Genomic DNA, 16803 nt, shown 5'->3' with positions numbered 1-16803 from the left:
GGGTGCCGGGGAAGGCCCGTAGGGCCGACGGCGGCGATGAAAACCGCGGGGGTGCCGGGGAAGGCCCGTAGGGCCGATGGCGGCGATGAAAAACCGCGGGGGTGCCGGGGAAGGCCCGTAGGGCCGATGGCGGCGATGAAAAACCGCGGGGGTGCCGGGGAAGGTCCGTAGGGCTGACGGCGGCGATGAAAACCCGCGGGGGTGCCGGGGAAGGCCTGTAGGGCCGACGGCGGCGATGAAAAACCGCGAGCGCAGCGACCAACGGCGGCGCGGAAAAGCTAGCCTACCGCCGCCCAAACAGCTTCTCAATATCCACCTTGCTCAACTCCACATATGTCGGACGACCGTGGATACATTGGCCCGAATGAGGGGTGGCTTCCATTTCGCGCAGCAGTTTGTTCATTTCCTCAGCCCTGAGGCGACGACCGGAACGGACCGAACCGTGGCATGCCATACGGGCGGCGATTTCTTCTAGGCGCTCCATGACGACGGAAATATTATCCCACTCAGCCAGTTGGTCTGCCACATCATGGACCAATTTGTGTACGTCAGAATTGCCCAACAGGGCTGGGGTTTCGTAAATCGCGATGGCGGCGGGGCCAAACCGTTCAAGCCCTAGTCCCACCTGCGAAAGTGCTTCTGCTGCGTCTTCCAGCCGGGTGCAGTCTTCTTCGGGTAGATCAATGACCACTGGGATCAGATGTTTTTGCGCGGGGACGGGGCCGTCGTTTAACTCGGCTTTGAACCGCTCGTAGACCAGCCGCTCGTGGGCGGCGTGTTGATCGACAACAATCAAACTGTCATCAGATTGGGCGACGATGTAATTCTCAAACAATTGAGCGCGGGCAACGCCAAGCGGATGTTCGCCGACGGCCATATCTTCTTGCGCGGCAAAGTCGGCGTTCGCCAAATCTTCCATACGCGCGCTTGGGACGTTTAGCCCATCCATGCGTGGCATTTGGGGTGACATAGAGGAAGGGCGATAGCCGTAATCGCCTTGATATTGCATGGTGCGTTCGACTTGCGGATCAATCGAGGGTTGGCCGTTTTCAGCCATGCCATACGGCGCTGGACCTTGTGCCGGTGCCTGACCAGCAACACCGGGCTGAAACGCCGCTAGTGTGGCGTCCGATACCGTTTTCGAGGCACGGAACCCTGCTGCGTCCAACGCATTCATCAAAGCGCGAATAACCGCAGCTCGCACAAACCCGGGATCGCGAAATCGCACTTCGGACTTTGCTGGATGCACGTTCACGTCCAAATCAGCGGAAGGCATGTCGATGAAAATCGCAACGACAGGAAACCGATCCCGGTGCAAAAAATCAGAGTAAGCGCCGCGCACGCCACCGAGCAATACTTTGTCCCGCACAGGGCGACCATTGACGAAGTAAAACTGAGAAAGTGAATTGGCTTTCGTATAGGTCGGCAGCGCGGCCATGCCCGAAACATTTACCGGACCACGTTGATAATCAATCGGCACCGCGTTTTGCGCAAAATCATTGCCCATGATCTGGCCAAGGCGGTTTTTCGCAGCGCTATCGCCAGATTGTGCGGGCCAGTTTGTGGTTTGCCGATCAGAGCCTTGCAGCACGAACTGCACGTGTGGTTTTGACATCGCCAAACGCCGCATCACATCGGTTATGGCATTTGTTTCGCCCCGATCTGTCTTTAAAAACTTGAGACGGGCAGGGACATTTTTAAACAGAGATTTAACTTCAACAACCGTGCCATGGGGCATTGGGCTGGGGGAGATCACAATTCTCGGGCCGTCAAAACTTAGCTTGAGCCCAAGTTCCGCTTCTTTTGAACGCGTCGCAATGCTCAACTCGGATACAGCGCTAATGGAGGCCAGCGCCTCACCACGAAAGCCCAATGTGCGAATATCGTCCAGCTCATCATCTTGCAGTTTTGAGGTGGCGTGTCGCTCAATGCTAAGGCGCAGATCCGCTTCGTCCATACCGTGGCCATTATCTTCAATGCGGATAAGGGATTTGCCGCCAGCGCTGGTGGTCACGCCAATTCGGGTTGCGCCCGCATCTAGGGCGTTTTCAACCAATTCTTTGACGATGCTCGCCGGGCGCTCAATGACTTCGCCGGCCGCAATTTTGTTCACCAGATCGTCGGGCAATTGCCGAATGCGCATGTACTGATTCTCCTATTGGGAACAGCCTAACGCTGATTTTGATGCTTTGCATCCGTCCCAATCTTATGGCAATGCTCTTGTACACAACCAAAGTGGCTCGATGACTGTAAACGCTGACCAAAAACCAAATCAGACCCCGATGCAAATCGCGCTGGAATTAGCGCAAGATGCCGCCAACAATGGCGAAGTGCCGGTTGGGGCTGTTATAGTTCACAATGGTGAGGTCATCGCCAAGGTTGCTAATCAAATGAAAGCGTTAGCCGACCCCACCGCGCATGCAGAAATGTTAGCGATAAAACAGGCGCTGGAAATTGTTGGAACCGGGCGTTTAGCCGAATGTGATCTCTACGTTACGCTAGAGCCATGCACCATGTGCGCCGGGGCGATTGCCCACGCAAAACTACGCCGCGTTTATTACGGTGCGGATGACCCCAAGGGTGGGGCCGTGGAAAATGGCGTACGGTTTTTTGCGTCTGATACATGCCATCATGCGCCCGAAATAATTTCGGGCCTTAATGAAACCCAAAGCGCTAAACTGCTTCGAGAGTTCTTTGCTGCCCGGCGATAAACGCTTCAACTTTTGCTTCTAGTTGGTACTTGAAACGATCTTTAATCGCATCGCCTGCTTCAAGCACTTCACGTACCCGCCAAAACTCATAAGCACCAATCGAGCCTACATTCGGCTTCACGTAAATGTCTGGCGGATAAGCGCCAATCATTTGCGCGGTGATCGCGTGCATCATAATTTGCGCCGCGCCCATGCCAATATCAATGGTGGACGGCGTATATCTGGGGTCGGTTAGCATCGGGTCGCCATTTACATCGACCCCAATAACCACATCCATGCCCTGGCTCGCACAATCAAGCGGCAGCGGATTAACAACGCCACCGTCCACGAGCATGCGGCCTTCATGAACCACAGGTTTGAACAGACTTGGAATGGCAATGGAGCCAGCCAAGGCTTGGTCCAAACGCCCGGTATGAAAAACAGCGGGATGCCAAGAGCGGTAATCCGTCGCCACAACTTTTAGCGGAATTCTTAACTCACGGAACCGACGTGGAAAGGGTTGTGGAGAAAACGAAGCCAGCACCCGCAACGCGTCAAACTGCATGGAGATGCCGTTCTGAAACATCTCACGAATGTCATAGACTTGGGTTTTCCAAAGCCTAGAACTCAAAGCCCGCATGGAGCCCAATACATCAAAAGCATGTTCGCGAATTTCGCGGCCCGTCATGCCAGAAGCCCAGCCTGCGCCAATATACGCGCCAATAGATGTGCCTGCGATCAGACTTGGCTGTAAACCCAGTTCATCCATCGCCTCAATTACCGAGATGTGGGATAAACCGCGTGCTGCGCCACCACCTAAAGCGACGCCAATGCGAGGACCATAATCGGTCGTCATAATCGTCACCCAATACTACTACTCAACTATAACCAGCATACCATTTGCTGGTTAACAATTTTATGGACTGTTGCCCCGATGAAACAACACTAATGATAAGAGTGGGTAGATCGCTAGCAAAAAACAATCCCTCCTGAGTAAATAAATCGTCATGGCTGAACAAAATCCCGTGAAATTTCAAATTGATGTCCGTATGGCGCAACAGCTGATTGCAGCACAGTTTCCCGAATGGTTGGATTTGCCCGTGACGCATCTCGAAACTGGTGGCACGGATAATAAGCTGTTTCGATTGGGGGCGGACAAAATTCTGCGGTTCCCTCTTTCGCCTTCCTGCGCCCAAGCGATTGAGAAAGAAATCGACATTTTGCCCAAATTTGGCGGTTTGGGGTGCAACGTGCCAAGCGTCGTTGCTGTCGGCAAACCGAGTGACGCATTTAACGCGAGCTGGGCAGTTTACAATTGGATTGAAGGCAAAGATTGTAGTTCAATCAAAGTTGAAGATTTGACGGTGATTGCAGTTGATTTGGCAAAAATGATCCATCGATTGCGCCTTATCGCACCAGACGAAAAATATATGAGCGGCAAGCAAAATCACGACCGGGGCATACCGCTTGCCGAACTAGATCACGTTGCCCAAAACGCGATAAATATTGTCTCGGATGAATTTGACAGCGCAGATCTACGGCACATTTGGCGAGACGCCCTAGATGCACCAGTTTTTAATGGCCAACCAACTTGGCTGCACGGTGATTTACATGCAGGCAACCTTCTGGTTGATGAGGCTGGCAACCTATCTGGCATTATAGACTTTGGCCTTGCCGGCGTCGGTGACCCTTCGGTCGATCTGCTGCCAGCGTGGTGGTTGTTTAATGCTGATGGGCGCCAGCAATTCAAAACTGCAATGCAGGTCGATGAGGCCGAATGGTCAAGAGGGCGCGGCTGGGCGCTTTTAGTGGCCCTCAATGCTTATCAATATTATCGCGGGTCAGATAAAATCCAACTTACACGAATGTCGAGACGGGCGATTGTTGAGATATTGGGGGAGTAGGGCTGATTTTTTTCGCGCTGCTTGCTATCTAGCGTCACGCGGTAAAAAGGTTGGGATGAGAATATGAAAAAAAAGAGTCTTGAAGAAGATATATATTCTGCCGCATTGAATCTCGTTGAGCAACGCTATCCGAAAGGGTGGGGTGGTGCAGCTGCAGTGCGTCTAGCAACAGGCGAGATTGTGACGAGTGTGGCCCCCGACACGGAATTGGATGTGTTGTCGTCCTGCATGGAGCTTGGCAGTTTTCTAGAGGCGCACAAGCAAAATGTACCTGTAACCCATAGCTTGTGTATTTTCAGAGAAAATGAAAAATCTCCATTTAAAATATTATCCCCGTGTGGCGTGTGCCAAGAACGTTTGAGGTTTTGGGGAACAAGTGTACTCGTTGCGGTAACGAACCCCAGCAACGAGCTTATCTTCAAATCATTAGGTGAATTGCAGCAGCACCACTGGTCGGACGCATATTAACAGCGAACAAGCGGTTTTCTAAGAACTAATCAGTAAACTTGCATATGGCGTTGTCGTGACAGTGCTAGCCCCTTCGACTGTCGGAAACGCAACATCTAGCAACAAAACCCTTTGCCTCACCCTGAGCTTGTCGAAGGGCGAGCAACGTAACTGCACTCCATCCTTCGACAAGCTCAGGATGAGGTTTTGTGGGCTTCTTGGTGTGATAGGTTGCCCAGCAAAAAGCCTGGCGAGAAAGGTTGCTCACCTAAAAGGACCAGGACAGTGACAAACGCAACGAGACCCCGGATCAAGTCCGGGAATGCCAGCGAGCGCATGGCAACCAGCTTGCAAAAAGCTTTGGCCGTCCCGGCCTTCGAGCCGGGACCTAAAACCACTTGGTCAGGATAGGTTTGATGTACCAATGGACGAGGGTGCTGAATGCTGCTCGCTTGCCTGATCGAAGGGCGTTCTAACCCCGCTCAATTGCCCGCCAAGCGATGTCTTTACGGCAAAAGCCTTCTGGCCAATCGATCTTATCAATCGCGGCATAAGCGCGGTCGCGGGCTTCTTGAACGGTGGCGCCTTTGGCGGTGACGTTTAGAACGCGTCCACCAACGGCAACTAGTTTGTCGCCCTCAAGTTTAGTGCCCGCGTGGAACACTTTGACGTTTCCATCGTCGATTGTGTTCAGGCCTTTGATCTGGGTGCCCTTTTCGTATGCACCGGGATAGCCATTGGCTGCCATCACAACTGTGAGGGCAACACCATCGTCGAATTCTGGTTGTTCTTCACCCAAGGTGCCGTCTGCGCAGGCGCTCAAAAGTTCAACAATGTCTGATTGGAGCCGCAACATTAACACCTGACATTCAGGGTCACCAAAGCGCACATTATATTCGATGAGCTTTGGCCCCTCGGCGGTGATCATCAAGCCGGCAAATAGAACCCCGGTAAAAGGCGTGCCTCTGTCAGCTAGGCCTTTAATGCTTGGTTCGATGATTTCTTTGCGGGCACGCTCAATCATTTCATTTGTCATCACAGGGGCAGGGGAATATGCACCCATGCCGCCTGTATTGGGGCCCGTGTCGCCATCAAAGGCGCGTTTGTGATCTTGCGCGGAAGGCAACAGCACAACGTTCTTGCCATCACTAAGGGCGAACAGACTGGCTTCCTCGCCAATCATACATTCTTCGATCACAACTGATGCGCCAGCCTCACCAAACGCCCCATCAAAGCAATCGCGAACGGCGGCATCGGCCTGTTCCATTGTTTCGGCAACGGTTACGCCTTTACCAGCGGCCAATCCATCAGCCTTGATGACAATTGGCGCTTCTTGTGTGTTCAAATATTCAAGTGCAGGTGCCAGCGCATCAAATTTGGCGTATTTTGCGGCTGGAACATTCATTTCGTCACACAATTGGTGCGTGAAATATTTTGACCCTTCAAGTTGCGCGGCGGCTTGTGAGGGGCCAAAGACTTTCAACCCGCATTCGCGCAAAACATCTGAGAGGCCGTCAACCAAAGGTTGCTCTGGTCCGATCACCACGAATTGCACATTTTCCTCGGCGCAAAATTCGGCAATTGCCGCATGGTCTTCAATGTCCAACGAAACAATTTTTCCACACTCTTGCATGCCAGCATTGCCGGGGGCGATGAAAAGAGAATCGGTGTGTTTAGATTTGGAAATTGCCCATGCCAATGCATGTTCGCGACCGCCAGAACCAATCAATAAAATGTTCATGAATATTGTCCAGATATCTAGTGAATTGACCGTTGGCGCTGCCATATCATGTTGATTGAGAAACGTCACCCTTGACGCGATGAAATATCCGTTGCACCTGTTGATCTATGGATGAATTGAAGAGCAACGCACACGAATTTACCGTCACCGAAATTTCCCAATCGCTCAAGAAAACGGTTGAGGACAAATATGGTCACGTCCGTGTTCGCGGTGAAATTGGCGGATATCGTGGCCCGCACGCGTCGGGGCATGCCTATTTTGGTCTTAAGGACGATAAGGCCAAAATCGATGCGGTGATTTGGCGTGGCGTATTTTCCAAACTGGCGATCAAACCCGAAGAAGGTATGGAAGTGATTGCAACGGGAAAGCTAACGACTTTCCCCGGTTCTTCAAAATATCAAATCGTAATCCAACATATTGAACCGGCGGGTGCTGGTGCGCTGATGGCATTGTTGGAGCAGCGCCGCAAACAATTGGCCGCCGAGGGCCTGTTTGATGCAGAGCGCAAAAAAGAACTGCCCTATTTGCCGCAAACCATCGGGGTGATTACTTCGCCCACCGGGGCAGTCATCCGCGATATCTTGCACAGGTTGGATGACCGCTTTCCCACCCACGTCATTGTTTGGCCCGTCCGCGTGCAGGGCGATACCTGTGGCGCGGAAGTGGCGAATGCAATTGATGGGTTCAACGCGATGACGCCGGATGGGCCGATTAAGCGACCGGATCTTTTAATCGTGGCACGGGGTGGCGGCTCGATTGAAGACCTTTGGGGCTTTAACGATGAAATCGTCGTACGGGCCGCGGCCAACTCGCAAATCCCTCTGATTTCGGCTGTGGGCCACGAAACAGATATTACCCTGATTGACTATGCGTCTGATAAACGCGCACCAACGCCAACCGGGGCCGCTGAAATGGCTGTGCCGGTAAAAGCTGAATTGGTCAACTATGTCGAAGATTTGGGATCACGCACGCGCAACGCGCAATTGCGTACGCTCTCAAATTTCAAAGACCGGATGCGTGCCGTTGCCGCTGCAATGCCCAAGGCACAGGAATTGACCGCGACAGCGCGGCAACGCCAAGACATGGCGACATTGCGTTTGGGCAACGCGCTGGTTCAGTTTGTGCAACAAAAGCGCTCGAAATTGGGTGTTTTGGCCCCACGCGTTTCTGCAAATGCGATTGAGCAAAAACACAAAAACTTGCATGACCGCCTGAATACCCTGAGCGCTCGTTTGGATCAGGGGCTAAAACAACCCACGAGCCGCGCCCGTTTGCGGCTGGAGCCATTGGCGAAATCGATGACCCCAGCATTCCAACGCTTGTTGGACAAGCGCGAAGCGGTTTTGCAAACCCAAACTAAATTGCTGAATAGCCTCAGTTATAAAGGCGTGTTGAGCCGAGGTTATGCAATGGTTTTGGACAGCGAAGGCCAAGTTTCTCGATCTGCAACGGCATTGGAAAAAGGCGACGGTGTAACCCTGCGCTTTAACGATGGCGACGTCGGCGCAACTATTTCGGACGCGCCACCCGCTGCGAAACCCAACACGACCAAACATAAGAAGCAGGTTAAGCCGAAATTGGCAAAAAAAGACGATGCGCAAGAAAGCTTATTTTGATTTTTGCGTTTGCCTTTCCTATATGTTGAGGAGATAAGAGGACATCATGAATATCTTTGAACCCGGATTTGGTCAGCGTGAAGCAAAATTGCGCTATTTGGATGCAGATTTCGCCGTTATACAGCCCGGTCATTTTGTGACCTGCGCGATAACAGGGCGAAAAATTTCCCTAGAAGATCTCACTTATTGGAGCGTCGATAAGCAGGAGCCTTACGTTGATGCCACCGCATCGATGAAAGCAAATGCGGGCGGCAAGTAACGCCGAATTGGTGACCAATGCGTGTCCTTCTAATTTCCAATGGATATGGCGAAGACGCCATGGCGGCTGTGCTGGCCAAAGAGCTTGTCAAAACCGTCAAGGTTGAGGCATTGCCCACCGTTGGGCCCGGTAAATCTTATGCTGGCATTTGTGACGTTGTTGGTCCGCGCGGAAAATTGGCCAGCGAAGGCCACCGCAAAATTGGCTCATTGCTGAAAGATTTTCAAAGCGGCCTTGCGGTAACAGCAGTCAAACACGTTAAATTCATGCGGGACCAACGCGGGCGTTGGGACAAAATCGTCACCGTCGGCGACATGATTGGCCCGTTATTGGCGTTTGCTGGCGGTCAAAAGGTTGATTTGCACATTGATGTCTATAATTCGGGCTTTGCGCGTCATTATTCAACCATTGAAAAACAGATACTGAAACGCACAGTGAAAAAAGTGCTTTGCCGCGATGATATCTTGGCCGGAGCTTTACGTGCGATCGACGTGGATGCGGGCTTTGCCGGCAATTTAATGATGGACACAGTGCCAACATTAGATTTTGACGTGTCATCTTTGGTTCAAGATAAAACGGCAGTCACGCTGCTCCCTGGCAGTCGCGAGGGGGCTGGCAAACTGTTTCAAATGCAGATGGATGCGATAAGCCGCCTTTCGTCAAAATACCCCCTCACATTGTTTGTGCCGGTGGCACCGAGTGTTGAGCTGGATCGCTTACTAAAGCGCGCAAACCTGAAACGCGTTGACGGTGAGCTGCTTGGCAACGCGCATTTAGCTATTGCTGCCACCGCAGATGGCACAAAAGTCCACTTTTTTGACAAGGGCATTGGCACCTTGGCGAAAGGTTCTCTGTTTGTTGTAGGTCAGCAAGGCACTGCGATTTTTCAAAGTGCCGGACTAGGCACACCAGTCATTGCCATCGTGGCGGACGATTCGCGAAAATCGCGCGTCCAACGCAATGAAAGACTGTTGGGGGATAGTCGGATAAGCACTGAGCAAGATGTTGGCATGTTGGCGCGTAAAATGGAAATGTTCCTGAGCGATCCAAAAACGACAAAACAACGTGGCAAAGTCGGCATAGAGCGCGTTGGCCCACCTGGCGCATTAGACGCGGCTGTTCGGATAATTGTGAACGGTTAGAACGTCGGTTTCATTTATTTCACCCTCTCGATCCGATAAACTCTGGACGAGGTGGTGTTTTTCGGATGACTAGAACTGACCCCGGAACAAGTCCGGGGGTGCCCCTGCTTTTTGGCCATTGAATTGGCAAACACACCTGGCTGTCCCGGACTTGATCCGGGACCAAACGACCTACAAGCAATTTGTTCGCAAGGGAACAATAAATCCAATGAATGACGAGGGTAGAGGTGTTTAGCTCTTCTTATCCGCAAGCTCCAACGCGCGCGCGGTTGTGCGATCTAACTTCATCGCGAGCTCTTTGGAATAGGGCGCTAAGTCCTTAGCCGTTCTAGGCACATAGATGGGCTCATCAATACAGGCCGTCATACGCGAGAACGGATGATTGATCTGCATTTTGTCCCAAACATTTTCCAAAACAGTGCGACGCGAACTGGAAACGGCATAAGGAATAATGGGCCGGCCGGAAAAACGAGCGAGCAGTGCGATACCGTCGCTGACATTTCTACCGGGTACAGGGGGAACATCCGCTGTGATACCAATCGACTGACCGCGTTTCATTTCACGCAGCATTTCGCGCATGGCGGCCATGCCGCCAGTGCCTTCGTCCTGCTTAAAGCTAGCGCCAGAACCATCAATGCTGGAGCAGCCAAAGCTTTGGGCCGCAGCAGCAACGATTTGGCCATCTGGGTGACGGGAGGTAAGAATTGAAAGTTGCTTGGCAACAGGCACCAATTTCATGCCCAACATGCCTTGGCCGTGCCAACAGCAAAATATCGCTGGCATCAGGTCAGCAGCGATATCGTGCGCATTTGGCGGGTCGTAAACGAATTTTGACGTCGCGGACGTAAACCGCAAATAGCCGCCAAGAACATGCCAACCCAAAAAGCGCCGGAAAGCTGGACTATCAAAGAAGCCCGTTTTTTCGGGTTGGCCAATATCGTCAGACATAAATGCTTACTTTGCACCCGGATCAAGTAGACGGTGCAAATGCACAACGAAATAGCGCATATGCGCATTGTCGACAGTCATTTGTGCTTTTTGTTTCCAAACAGCACATGCCGCTTCATAGTTTGGATAGACGCCAACAATATCGACTTCATCCAAATCGCGGAAGGTCATATCATTGATGTTTTCTAATTCGCCACCGATCACCAGGTGAAGCAGCTGTTTGTTTTCTTCGCTCATAAAGTCCCCACATTACTTAAAAGCTATTGAGTTGCTGGGCAGCCATATATGTTGCGCAGCACCTCATGGATATCGTCTTTTAAACTGTCCTCTGCCATCGCGGCAATAGCGCCATGGCGAATTTCTTGCTTGTTAAATATTGGCGCGCCGCAACACACATCTTCCAGCACAATTCCGCATTCGCTCAGGATCAGGTTCGCGGCTGCAATATCCCAATCTTGTGCGCCGCGACGCGAAATAGCGATATCTAAAGCGCCGGTTGCCACTTGAACCAACTTGAGCGCCAAAGAGCGCACCGCAGGACCGCGCACATATGATATGCCGCGCGCATCAAGCTCGCGATGCACCGCGTCTGGTGCTGGCATTATAGGGCTTTCATTGTCAGCGCGGATGTGGCGTTGCAATGGCTGGCCATTTAGATATGCACCGCCACCAAGAACGGCTTCATAAAACTCATCTCGAATTGGGGCGTAAACAACACCGGCAATGGAGCGTCCATTTTCAACGATGGCAATGCAAATGGTCCAGCTATCATCGCCATGTAAGTAGCCGCGTGTGCCATCAATCGGGTCAACAACAAAAGTTCGCTCTTTAGTGAGCCGGTCTAAATCATCAGCGGTTTCTTCGCTCAGCCATCCGTAATCGGGGCGTTCCGCGAGCAGGGTGGCTTTTAAATAACGGTCCACCGCATAGTCAGCTTCTGACACTGGAGATGAGTTCTCTTTGGTCCAAGTTTTTACATCTTGACGAAAAAATCCGGTCGCAATGATGCCAGCACTTACCGCTGCGCTGCGGATCAGTTCCAAATCTTCCTCGATTTCCAAGACACTTGGTCGCCTCATTCATTGCTCCTAGATGGCGAAACCGCCCGGCAGACTGATATGTGACCTTTATATAGGACGCAACCATGCCTTTTGAGTTAATCGGCTCTTACACCCGGTCATAACCTGCTAACCCTCTTTGAAACAACGAAAATTTAACCGACTTTTTTAAGTGGATGGGAAAACCTCTGATGTAGATTGGGCCTCAACAAAGAGAAGCGAAATAAAAAACAAGCTCTCGTGTTAACAGGAAGGCACCAACATGCTGCAAGGCACAACAATCAAAGGATCCAACGTGATCCTATTTGCGAAAGACGGTCAAAATGTGCCCTCTCTTTCGCCCGCAAATGACAACACGCCAAAAGAAGATGTGAAAACGGTAACAGTTCGAAAAACCCTTTCTAAAAGTGGCGTCCCGATCAAAGTTAAAGTTCCGGTGACTGAATATGTTGGCGTTGCTGTCGCAACATCAATTTCAGATGAGGGAACGTTGACCAGCTCAATTGAATTGGTTCATCCCGATAGCGGTTTGAATTATAAAGTGTTTGAAGAAGAAGGTAACCGGGCTGTGGTTGCTGAGTGGCAAAACTGGGGCAAAAAGCTCTCATTGCCTTTGTTCATTCGCGCAGGTAACGGCGAATTGGTGTCCTATACACAGCAAGTTGGCGGTGTATTGCTTGGCAACGAAACAAGCCGTCGCAAATTGGCGACAGAAGCAAACCGTCGCCCCCGTTTCCTCAACAAGCGCAAGCTTGGATTGGTCTCTGGCTAGGCATAAAAAGCACTTTGGGTTGTGATTTTGAAGTCTCCAAACTCAAAATCGATATTCGATGAATAAACTAAGCGCTAGTGCCAGCCCGACCCACCGATTTGCTTTAAACCGAACGAGGCAGTTTATGCCCTCGTTCGGTTTCAGCGTTACGATCTGCCAAACCAGAAGTGCAGGTACAACCCACGCGGCATAAAGAAAAACGTTGCCGACGCCAGCGCCATCCACGGCGAACCACCATAAAATCAACGCTCCAACATAAAATGCCGCAATAATTTCGCGTGCATAATTGCCGAACAGACGTGCTGTTGATTTCACGCCAATCAGCGCATCATCTTCCCGATCTTGCAGCGCATAAATTGTGTCATAGCCAATGGTCCATAAAATACTGCCCGCATATAGCCAATATGCTGGGTAATGCAGGGTGCCGAACATGGCAGCCCATCCCATTAATGCCCCCCAATTGAACGCGAAACCCAAAAATAGCTGCGGCCAATATGTGATCCGCTTCATAAACGGATAAATCACCACCAAAATCAGCGATGAAACGCCCAACAATTTCGTAAAATCATTGAATTGCAGCAGGACGACCAAGCCAACTAGGCATTGAATGACCAAGAAGACGACCGCTTTTTTAACGCTGACCTGACCCGAAGGGATGGGCCGCGATCGTGTGCGTTCAACTTTGTCGTCAATATCGCGATCGACAATGTCGTTTAGCGTGCATCCAGCGCCGCGCATGGCCGCCGCACCAACAAAAAACAGGAACAAATAGTAAAACGAATACCCAGTTTGGGGCTGAGCAACTGCAGCTAAACCTAACGAAAACGCGCAAGGCCAAAACAACAACCAAATGCCAATGGGTCGATCAACCCGCGCAAGGCGCAAATAGGGGCGGGCAATTGCTGGTGCATAAAGGTCCACCCAGTTTTGGGCGCTGGCGTCAGCTACACGTTCAGTTTTTGGTTCACTCATGGGCTCAATTTCTGTATCAGCATTTAGACACGCTATTAGGTGTTTATCAATTTGCAAGCAAGTAATGAACCATGCCACGCCATCACAAAAACCTAAGTCGCCTATTTGTTGAAACTGATCTCGTTGCAAATGAACAGATTAAGCTCGACAAGCCGCAAACCAATTATTTGATCAATGTGATGCGCAAAAAGCAGGGGGATCAGCTGGTCCTTTTCAACGGTCGCGACGGCGCGTTTTTAGCCGAAATTGCAGACCCGCACCGCAAAGGCGCGATTTTGGCGGTGCGCGATCAGGTTGCAGAACAAACGCCGCCTTCTGACTTATGGTATATTTTTGCGCCGCTTAAAACCGGGCGCCTCGACTACATGATGCAAAAAGCCACCGAAATGGGCGTTGGGCATTTGCAGCCTGTTCTAACCCAACATACTCAAATCATTGGTCGTTTAAAGCTGGATAAAATGCGGGCGAACGTGACCGAAGCCGCAGAGCAATGCGAAATTTTAAACGTTCCAACAGTCCATGACGCGTTGACCTTCGAGCAATTGCTCGGCCAATGGAATGACCTGCATCCAAACCGCAAACTGGTATTTGCGGACGAAGCCGCGCGTTCAGATAGTGCGGCGAAATACCTTCTGCCGTTAAAAAATACACCCGTCGCCGTGCTTATCGGGCCTGAAGGCGGGTTCTCGGATGCAGAGCGTGAACTATTGCTGTCAAAACCATTTTGTGTCCCGATAAGTTTGGGCCCTCGAATTTTGCGCGCGGACACAGCTGCTATTGTTGCATTGACCATCATTCAGTCAAATATCGGTGATTTACGATAAAAGGATTGAAACAAATTTTTTGAACGCTATTGTCGAGTGCAAATTTGATGCAAAATTCGGGTTGACGCCCGATACTAACAAACGGACGTCCTATGTCAGCCGAAGTCGCCACAAGCTCGATGATCGAATCAAAAGACGATTTGATCCATGCCCTTTCCAACGGTTCCAAACCAAAAGACAAATGGCGCATCGGCACCGAGCACGAGAAGTTTGTCTTTTGCAAAAAGGAAAGATCGCCAACCCCATATGAGGGTAAATCGGGCATTCAGGCGATCCTGAACACAGTTCAAGAAAAAACCAATTGGACCCCTTTAATGGATAAGGGCAATATTATTGGCCTTAAGGATCCAAAAATGGGCGCGTCGATTTCGCTAGAACCTGGTGGGCAACTAGAACTGTCTGGCGCACCGCTGGAAACCATCCACGAAACGTGCTCTGAAACAGGCAATCACTTAAAACTCCTCCGGTCCATCACCGACGAAATGGGTTTAGAGTTTTTGGGTTTGGGCGTTGCGCCGACTTGGGGTTTGGATGAAATGCCGATGATGCCGAAGTCCCGCTATGGCATTATGAAACCATACATGGAAAAGGTTGGCACGCTTGGCACATCGATGATGTTCCGGTCTTGTACGGTGCAGGTTAATCTTGATTTCGCATCTGAAACGGACATGGTGCAAAAACTGCGCACAAGCGTTGCGCTTCAGCCCATTACAACGGCGATTTTCGCCAATTCTCCCTTTATTGACGGCAAACCGTCCGGCTATTTGTCTTACCGCAGCCATATCTGGCAAAACACAGATAATGACCGCACCGGTATGCTGCCCTTCGCGTTTGAAGACGGCATGGGTTTTGAGCGTTATGTCGATTATGCGCTGGACGTTCCAATGTATTTCATCATTCGAAAAGGCGAATATATCAATTGCGCAGGCGAAAGTTTCAGAGCGTTCCTGGATGGCAAACTTCCACAAGCGCCCGGTGAATTGCCAACGAAAGCGGATTGGGAAGACCATCTTTCAACAATTTTCCCCGAAGTTCGACTAAAAAGTTTCCTTGAAATGCGTGGCGCGGATAGTGGCCCGTGGGAAGGTATTTGCGCGATGCCCGCCCTTTGGGTCGGCGTGCTTTATGATCAAACGTCCCTTGATGCGGCTTGGGACTTGGTGAAAGACTGGACCGCGGAACAACGCGATCAATTGCGTGTAGACGTCGCAAAAACAGCCTTTCAAGCCGAAATTGGCGGCCGGAAAGTTGGTGATATTGCGCGGGATATGCTGGAAATTTCTCGCGCTGGTTTGGCTTCCCGCGCACGTAAAAACTGGGAAGATTTCGACGAAAGCGTTTTCTTGCACCCCGTTGAACGAGCATTGAGAACCGAAAAGACCCCAGCAGAAAACATGCTCGACGCCTATCACGGCATGTGGGGCGGTGATATCGAGCGGATCTTTACCGAGCGTTTGTTCTAAATCTTCGCGAGTTCTTCAGCTAAAAAATCAAACACACGCCTAATGCGGCGACTTGTTTTAAGTTCCCGGTGGGCCACAAGCCACATCGGGAATTTTATTGAATTGAAATCGGGCAATACCCGTTGAACGAGGGGTTCCTTGTCGCCAATTGTGGCATCGAGCACGCCAATGCCAACACCCTGTTTCACCAGTTCCCACATAACCAAATAGCTCTGTGTCATAACTGGAAAGTTCTTTTCGGTAAGGGACATGCCGTTGGCGTTTAAGCCCTGCATGACAACATTGGTTTTGTCCAAACTGATGAAGCTTGCGCGGTTAAGCTCCTCAAGTGATTTCGGATTACCGACTTTGTCCAAATAGGCCGGTGTGGCATAGATTTGAGTATGCATGTCTTTGATTTTCCTGGCATAAAGGTCCGGTTCTGCCGGGCGGAAATGCCGAATTGCGATGTCCGCCTCACGCCGTGCGAGATCGCTTGCATTGTTGGAAACGACAATTTCTACCTCAATGCCAGGCTCTTGGGTGCGCAATTTTGCAACGATTGGCGGCAACATGACAGCCGCAATTGTCTCGCTTGCAGCAATTGAAACATCACCTTCAATGGCTTGAGATTGGCCGTGTGCGGAGAGAGAAAACTGCATTGCCGCAGCGCCCATTGCGCGTGCATGTTCCAAAAGTTCAACACCGCTCGGGGTCAGCACGATGCCGCGCCCATCGCGTTCGAACAACGTCAATCCAAGCTCGGCTTCTAATGCCTCTACTTGGCGTCCAAGCGTTGGTTGCGCCAAACCAAGCGCCCGTGCTGCTGCGGAAAGTGAACCTTCTTCCGCAGCGACCAAAAATGCCCGCGTGCGGTTCCAATCAAATGTCGTTGCGCGCCAATCCATGCGTTTATGCATATCAGATCAAGTAAATTGGTCAATTCATATTAGCAAGTGGAGCGGGTAAGAAGCCAATTAAACATGCT

General features: G+C 51.1%; 17 protein-coding genes. 9 read left to right on the top strand and 8 right to left on the bottom strand.

Features of this window, described 5'->3' with window-relative positions:
- Positions 1–283: 283 nt before the first annotated feature.
- On the bottom strand, positions 284–2143 hold the full coding sequence (gene mutL / locus ACSHWX_RS14785) for a DNA mismatch repair endonuclease MutL (protein WP_435669001.1): 1860 nt from the start codon (positions 2141–2143) through the stop codon (positions 284–286).
- Between the two features lie 100 nt (positions 2144–2243).
- Here mutL and ACSHWX_RS14780 point away from each other — a divergent pair, with 100 nt between their 5' ends.
- Positions 2244–2711 carry a nucleoside deaminase gene (locus ACSHWX_RS14780; RefSeq protein ID WP_435669000.1) on the top strand — a complete coding sequence of 156 codons (468 nt, stop codon included), beginning with the start codon at positions 2244–2246 and terminating at the stop codon, positions 2709–2711.
- On the opposite strand, the gene ACSHWX_RS14775 is transcribed toward ACSHWX_RS14780, so the two are convergent.
- Entirely contained in the window at positions 2674–3546 is an 873-nt protein-coding gene (locus ACSHWX_RS14775; protein ID WP_435668999.1) for a patatin-like phospholipase family protein, read from the bottom strand. The genes ACSHWX_RS14780 and ACSHWX_RS14775 overlap by 38 nt on opposite strands.
- Positions 3547–3697: 151 nt before the next feature.
- On the opposite strand from ACSHWX_RS14775, the gene ACSHWX_RS14770 reads away from it, so the two are divergent.
- Complete coding sequence (locus tag ACSHWX_RS14770) at positions 3698–4594, top strand: aminoglycoside phosphotransferase family protein (RefSeq protein ID WP_435668998.1); 897 nt, start codon at positions 3698–3700, stop codon at positions 4592–4594.
- A 63-nt stretch (positions 4595–4657) separates the two neighbouring features.
- A complete protein-coding gene (locus ACSHWX_RS14765; protein ID WP_435668997.1) occupies positions 4658–5062 on the top strand; it encodes a cytidine deaminase in 405 nt (134 codons plus the stop codon).
- Positions 5063–5513: 451 nt separating this feature from the next.
- On the opposite strand, the gene purD is transcribed toward ACSHWX_RS14765, so the two are convergent.
- The gene (purD, locus tag ACSHWX_RS14760) at positions 5514–6782 is read right to left on the bottom strand and encodes a phosphoribosylamine--glycine ligase (RefSeq protein WP_435668996.1); all 1269 of its coding nucleotides are present in this window, start codon (positions 6780–6782) and stop codon (positions 5514–5516) included.
- A 107-nt stretch (positions 6783–6889) separates the two neighbouring features.
- Here purD and xseA point away from each other — a divergent pair, with 107 nt between their 5' ends.
- The 3 genes from xseA to ACSHWX_RS14745 are packed head-to-tail and all read left to right on the top strand — an operon-like array spanning position 6890 to position 9799.
- Positions 6890–8398, top strand: coding sequence for an exodeoxyribonuclease VII large subunit (xseA, locus tag ACSHWX_RS14755; protein WP_435668995.1), 1509 nt, complete (start codon positions 6890–6892; stop codon positions 8396–8398).
- A 46-nt stretch (positions 8399–8444) separates the two neighbouring features.
- Positions 8445–8657 (top strand): DUF2093 domain-containing protein, encoded by a 213-nt coding sequence (locus ACSHWX_RS14750; RefSeq protein ID WP_435668994.1) that lies wholly within the window; start codon positions 8445–8447, stop codon positions 8655–8657.
- A gap of 17 nt (positions 8658–8674) precedes the next feature.
- Positions 8675–9799 carry a hypothetical protein gene (locus ACSHWX_RS14745; RefSeq protein ID WP_435668993.1) on the top strand — a complete coding sequence of 375 codons (1125 nt, stop codon included), beginning with the start codon at positions 8675–8677 and terminating at the stop codon, positions 9797–9799.
- Positions 9800–10030: 231 nt separating this feature from the next.
- Here the strand turns inward: ACSHWX_RS14745 and ACSHWX_RS14740 are convergent, their stop codons facing one another.
- From ACSHWX_RS14740 to ACSHWX_RS14730, 3 genes are read right to left on the bottom strand one after another with little or no spacing between them, the layout of a single operon-like run.
- Positions 10031–10747: a lysophospholipid acyltransferase family protein gene (locus ACSHWX_RS14740; protein ID WP_435668992.1), complete on the bottom strand. Its 717-nt coding sequence runs from the start codon at positions 10745–10747 to the stop codon at positions 10031–10033.
- A gap of 6 nt (positions 10748–10753) precedes the next feature.
- Complete coding sequence (locus ACSHWX_RS14735; RefSeq protein WP_435668991.1) at positions 10754–10984, bottom strand: DUF4170 domain-containing protein; 231 nt, start codon at positions 10982–10984, stop codon at positions 10754–10756.
- Between the two features lie 23 nt (positions 10985–11007).
- Complete coding sequence (locus tag ACSHWX_RS14730) at positions 11008–11826, bottom strand: 3'(2'),5'-bisphosphate nucleotidase CysQ (RefSeq protein ID WP_435668990.1); 819 nt, start codon at positions 11824–11826, stop codon at positions 11008–11010.
- A gap of 241 nt (positions 11827–12067) precedes the next feature.
- Here ACSHWX_RS14730 and ACSHWX_RS14725 point away from each other — a divergent pair, with 241 nt between their 5' ends.
- A complete protein-coding gene (locus ACSHWX_RS14725) occupies positions 12068–12577 on the top strand; it encodes a DUF6101 family protein (RefSeq protein ID WP_435668989.1) in 510 nt (169 codons plus the stop codon).
- Between the two features lie 42 nt (positions 12578–12619).
- Here the strand turns inward: ACSHWX_RS14725 and ubiA are convergent, their stop codons facing one another.
- Positions 12620–13549, bottom strand: a complete 930-nt coding sequence (ubiA, locus tag ACSHWX_RS14720) for a 4-hydroxybenzoate octaprenyltransferase (RefSeq protein ID WP_435668988.1) — start codon at positions 13547–13549, stop codon at positions 12620–12622.
- Positions 13550–13620: 71 nt separating this feature from the next.
- Here ubiA and ACSHWX_RS14715 point away from each other — a divergent pair, with 71 nt between their 5' ends.
- Complete coding sequence (locus ACSHWX_RS14715; RefSeq protein ID WP_435668987.1) at positions 13621–14373, top strand: 16S rRNA (uracil(1498)-N(3))-methyltransferase; 753 nt, start codon at positions 13621–13623, stop codon at positions 14371–14373.
- Positions 14374–14465: 92 nt separating this feature from the next.
- Positions 14466–15836 carry a glutamate--cysteine ligase gene (locus ACSHWX_RS14710; protein ID WP_435668986.1) on the top strand — a complete coding sequence of 457 codons (1371 nt, stop codon included), beginning with the start codon at positions 14466–14468 and terminating at the stop codon, positions 15834–15836.
- On the opposite strand, the gene ACSHWX_RS14705 is transcribed toward ACSHWX_RS14710, so the two are convergent.
- Positions 15833–16723, bottom strand: coding sequence for a LysR family transcriptional regulator (locus tag ACSHWX_RS14705; protein ID WP_435668985.1), 891 nt, complete (start codon positions 16721–16723; stop codon positions 15833–15835). The genes ACSHWX_RS14710 and ACSHWX_RS14705 overlap by 4 nt on opposite strands.
- Between the last annotated feature and the right edge of the window lie 80 nt (positions 16724–16803).

Origin of the sequence: Maritalea sp., assembly GCF_051251695.1 — a bacterium.
In the GTDB taxonomy this organism is placed as follows: Bacteria; Pseudomonadota; Alphaproteobacteria; order Rhizobiales; family Devosiaceae; genus Maritalea.
Note: the sequence above shows the minus strand (reverse complement) of the source record. Positions and strands in the feature narration are given on the sequence as shown.

Bases quoted from the DNA above. Each gene is read 5' to 3' on its own strand.
- mutL (WP_435669001.1), bottom strand. From the start codon at position 2,143: ATGCGCATTCGGCAATTGCCCGACGATCTGGTGAACAAAATTGCGGCC.
- ACSHWX_RS14780 (WP_435669000.1), top strand. From the start codon at position 2,244: ATGACTGTAAACGCTGACCAAAAACCAAATCAGACCCCGATGCAAATC.
- ACSHWX_RS14775 (WP_435668999.1), bottom strand. From the start codon at position 3,546: ATGACGACCGATTATGGTCCTCGCATTGGCGTCGCTTTAGGTGGTGGC.
- ACSHWX_RS14770 (WP_435668998.1), top strand. From the start codon at position 3,698: ATGGCTGAACAAAATCCCGTGAAATTTCAAATTGATGTCCGTATGGCG.
- ACSHWX_RS14765 (WP_435668997.1), top strand. From the start codon at position 4,658: ATGAAAAAAAAGAGTCTTGAAGAAGATATATATTCTGCCGCATTGAAT.
- purD (WP_435668996.1), bottom strand. From the start codon at position 6,782: ATGAACATTTTATTGATTGGTTCTGGCGGTCGCGAACATGCATTGGCA.
- xseA (WP_435668995.1), top strand. From the start codon at position 6,890: ATGGATGAATTGAAGAGCAACGCACACGAATTTACCGTCACCGAAATT.
- ACSHWX_RS14750 (WP_435668994.1), top strand. From the start codon at position 8,445: ATGAATATCTTTGAACCCGGATTTGGTCAGCGTGAAGCAAAATTGCGC.
- ACSHWX_RS14745 (WP_435668993.1), top strand. From the start codon at position 8,675: ATGCGTGTCCTTCTAATTTCCAATGGATATGGCGAAGACGCCATGGCG.
- ACSHWX_RS14740 (WP_435668992.1), bottom strand. From the start codon at position 10,747: ATGTCTGACGATATTGGCCAACCCGAAAAAACGGGCTTCTTTGATAGT.
- ACSHWX_RS14735 (WP_435668991.1), bottom strand. From the start codon at position 10,984: ATGAGCGAAGAAAACAAACAGCTGCTTCACCTGGTGATCGGTGGCGAA.
- ACSHWX_RS14730 (WP_435668990.1), bottom strand. From the start codon at position 11,826: ATGAGGCGACCAAGTGTCTTGGAAATCGAGGAAGATTTGGAACTGATC.
- ACSHWX_RS14725 (WP_435668989.1), top strand. From the start codon at position 12,068: ATGCTGCAAGGCACAACAATCAAAGGATCCAACGTGATCCTATTTGCG.
- ubiA (WP_435668988.1), bottom strand. From the start codon at position 13,549: ATGAGTGAACCAAAAACTGAACGTGTAGCTGACGCCAGCGCCCAAAAC.
- ACSHWX_RS14715 (WP_435668987.1), top strand. From the start codon at position 13,621: ATGCCACGCCATCACAAAAACCTAAGTCGCCTATTTGTTGAAACTGAT.
- ACSHWX_RS14710 (WP_435668986.1), top strand. From the start codon at position 14,466: ATGTCAGCCGAAGTCGCCACAAGCTCGATGATCGAATCAAAAGACGAT.
- ACSHWX_RS14705 (WP_435668985.1), bottom strand. From the start codon at position 16,723: ATGGATTGGCGCGCAACGACATTTGATTGGAACCGCACGCGGGCATTT.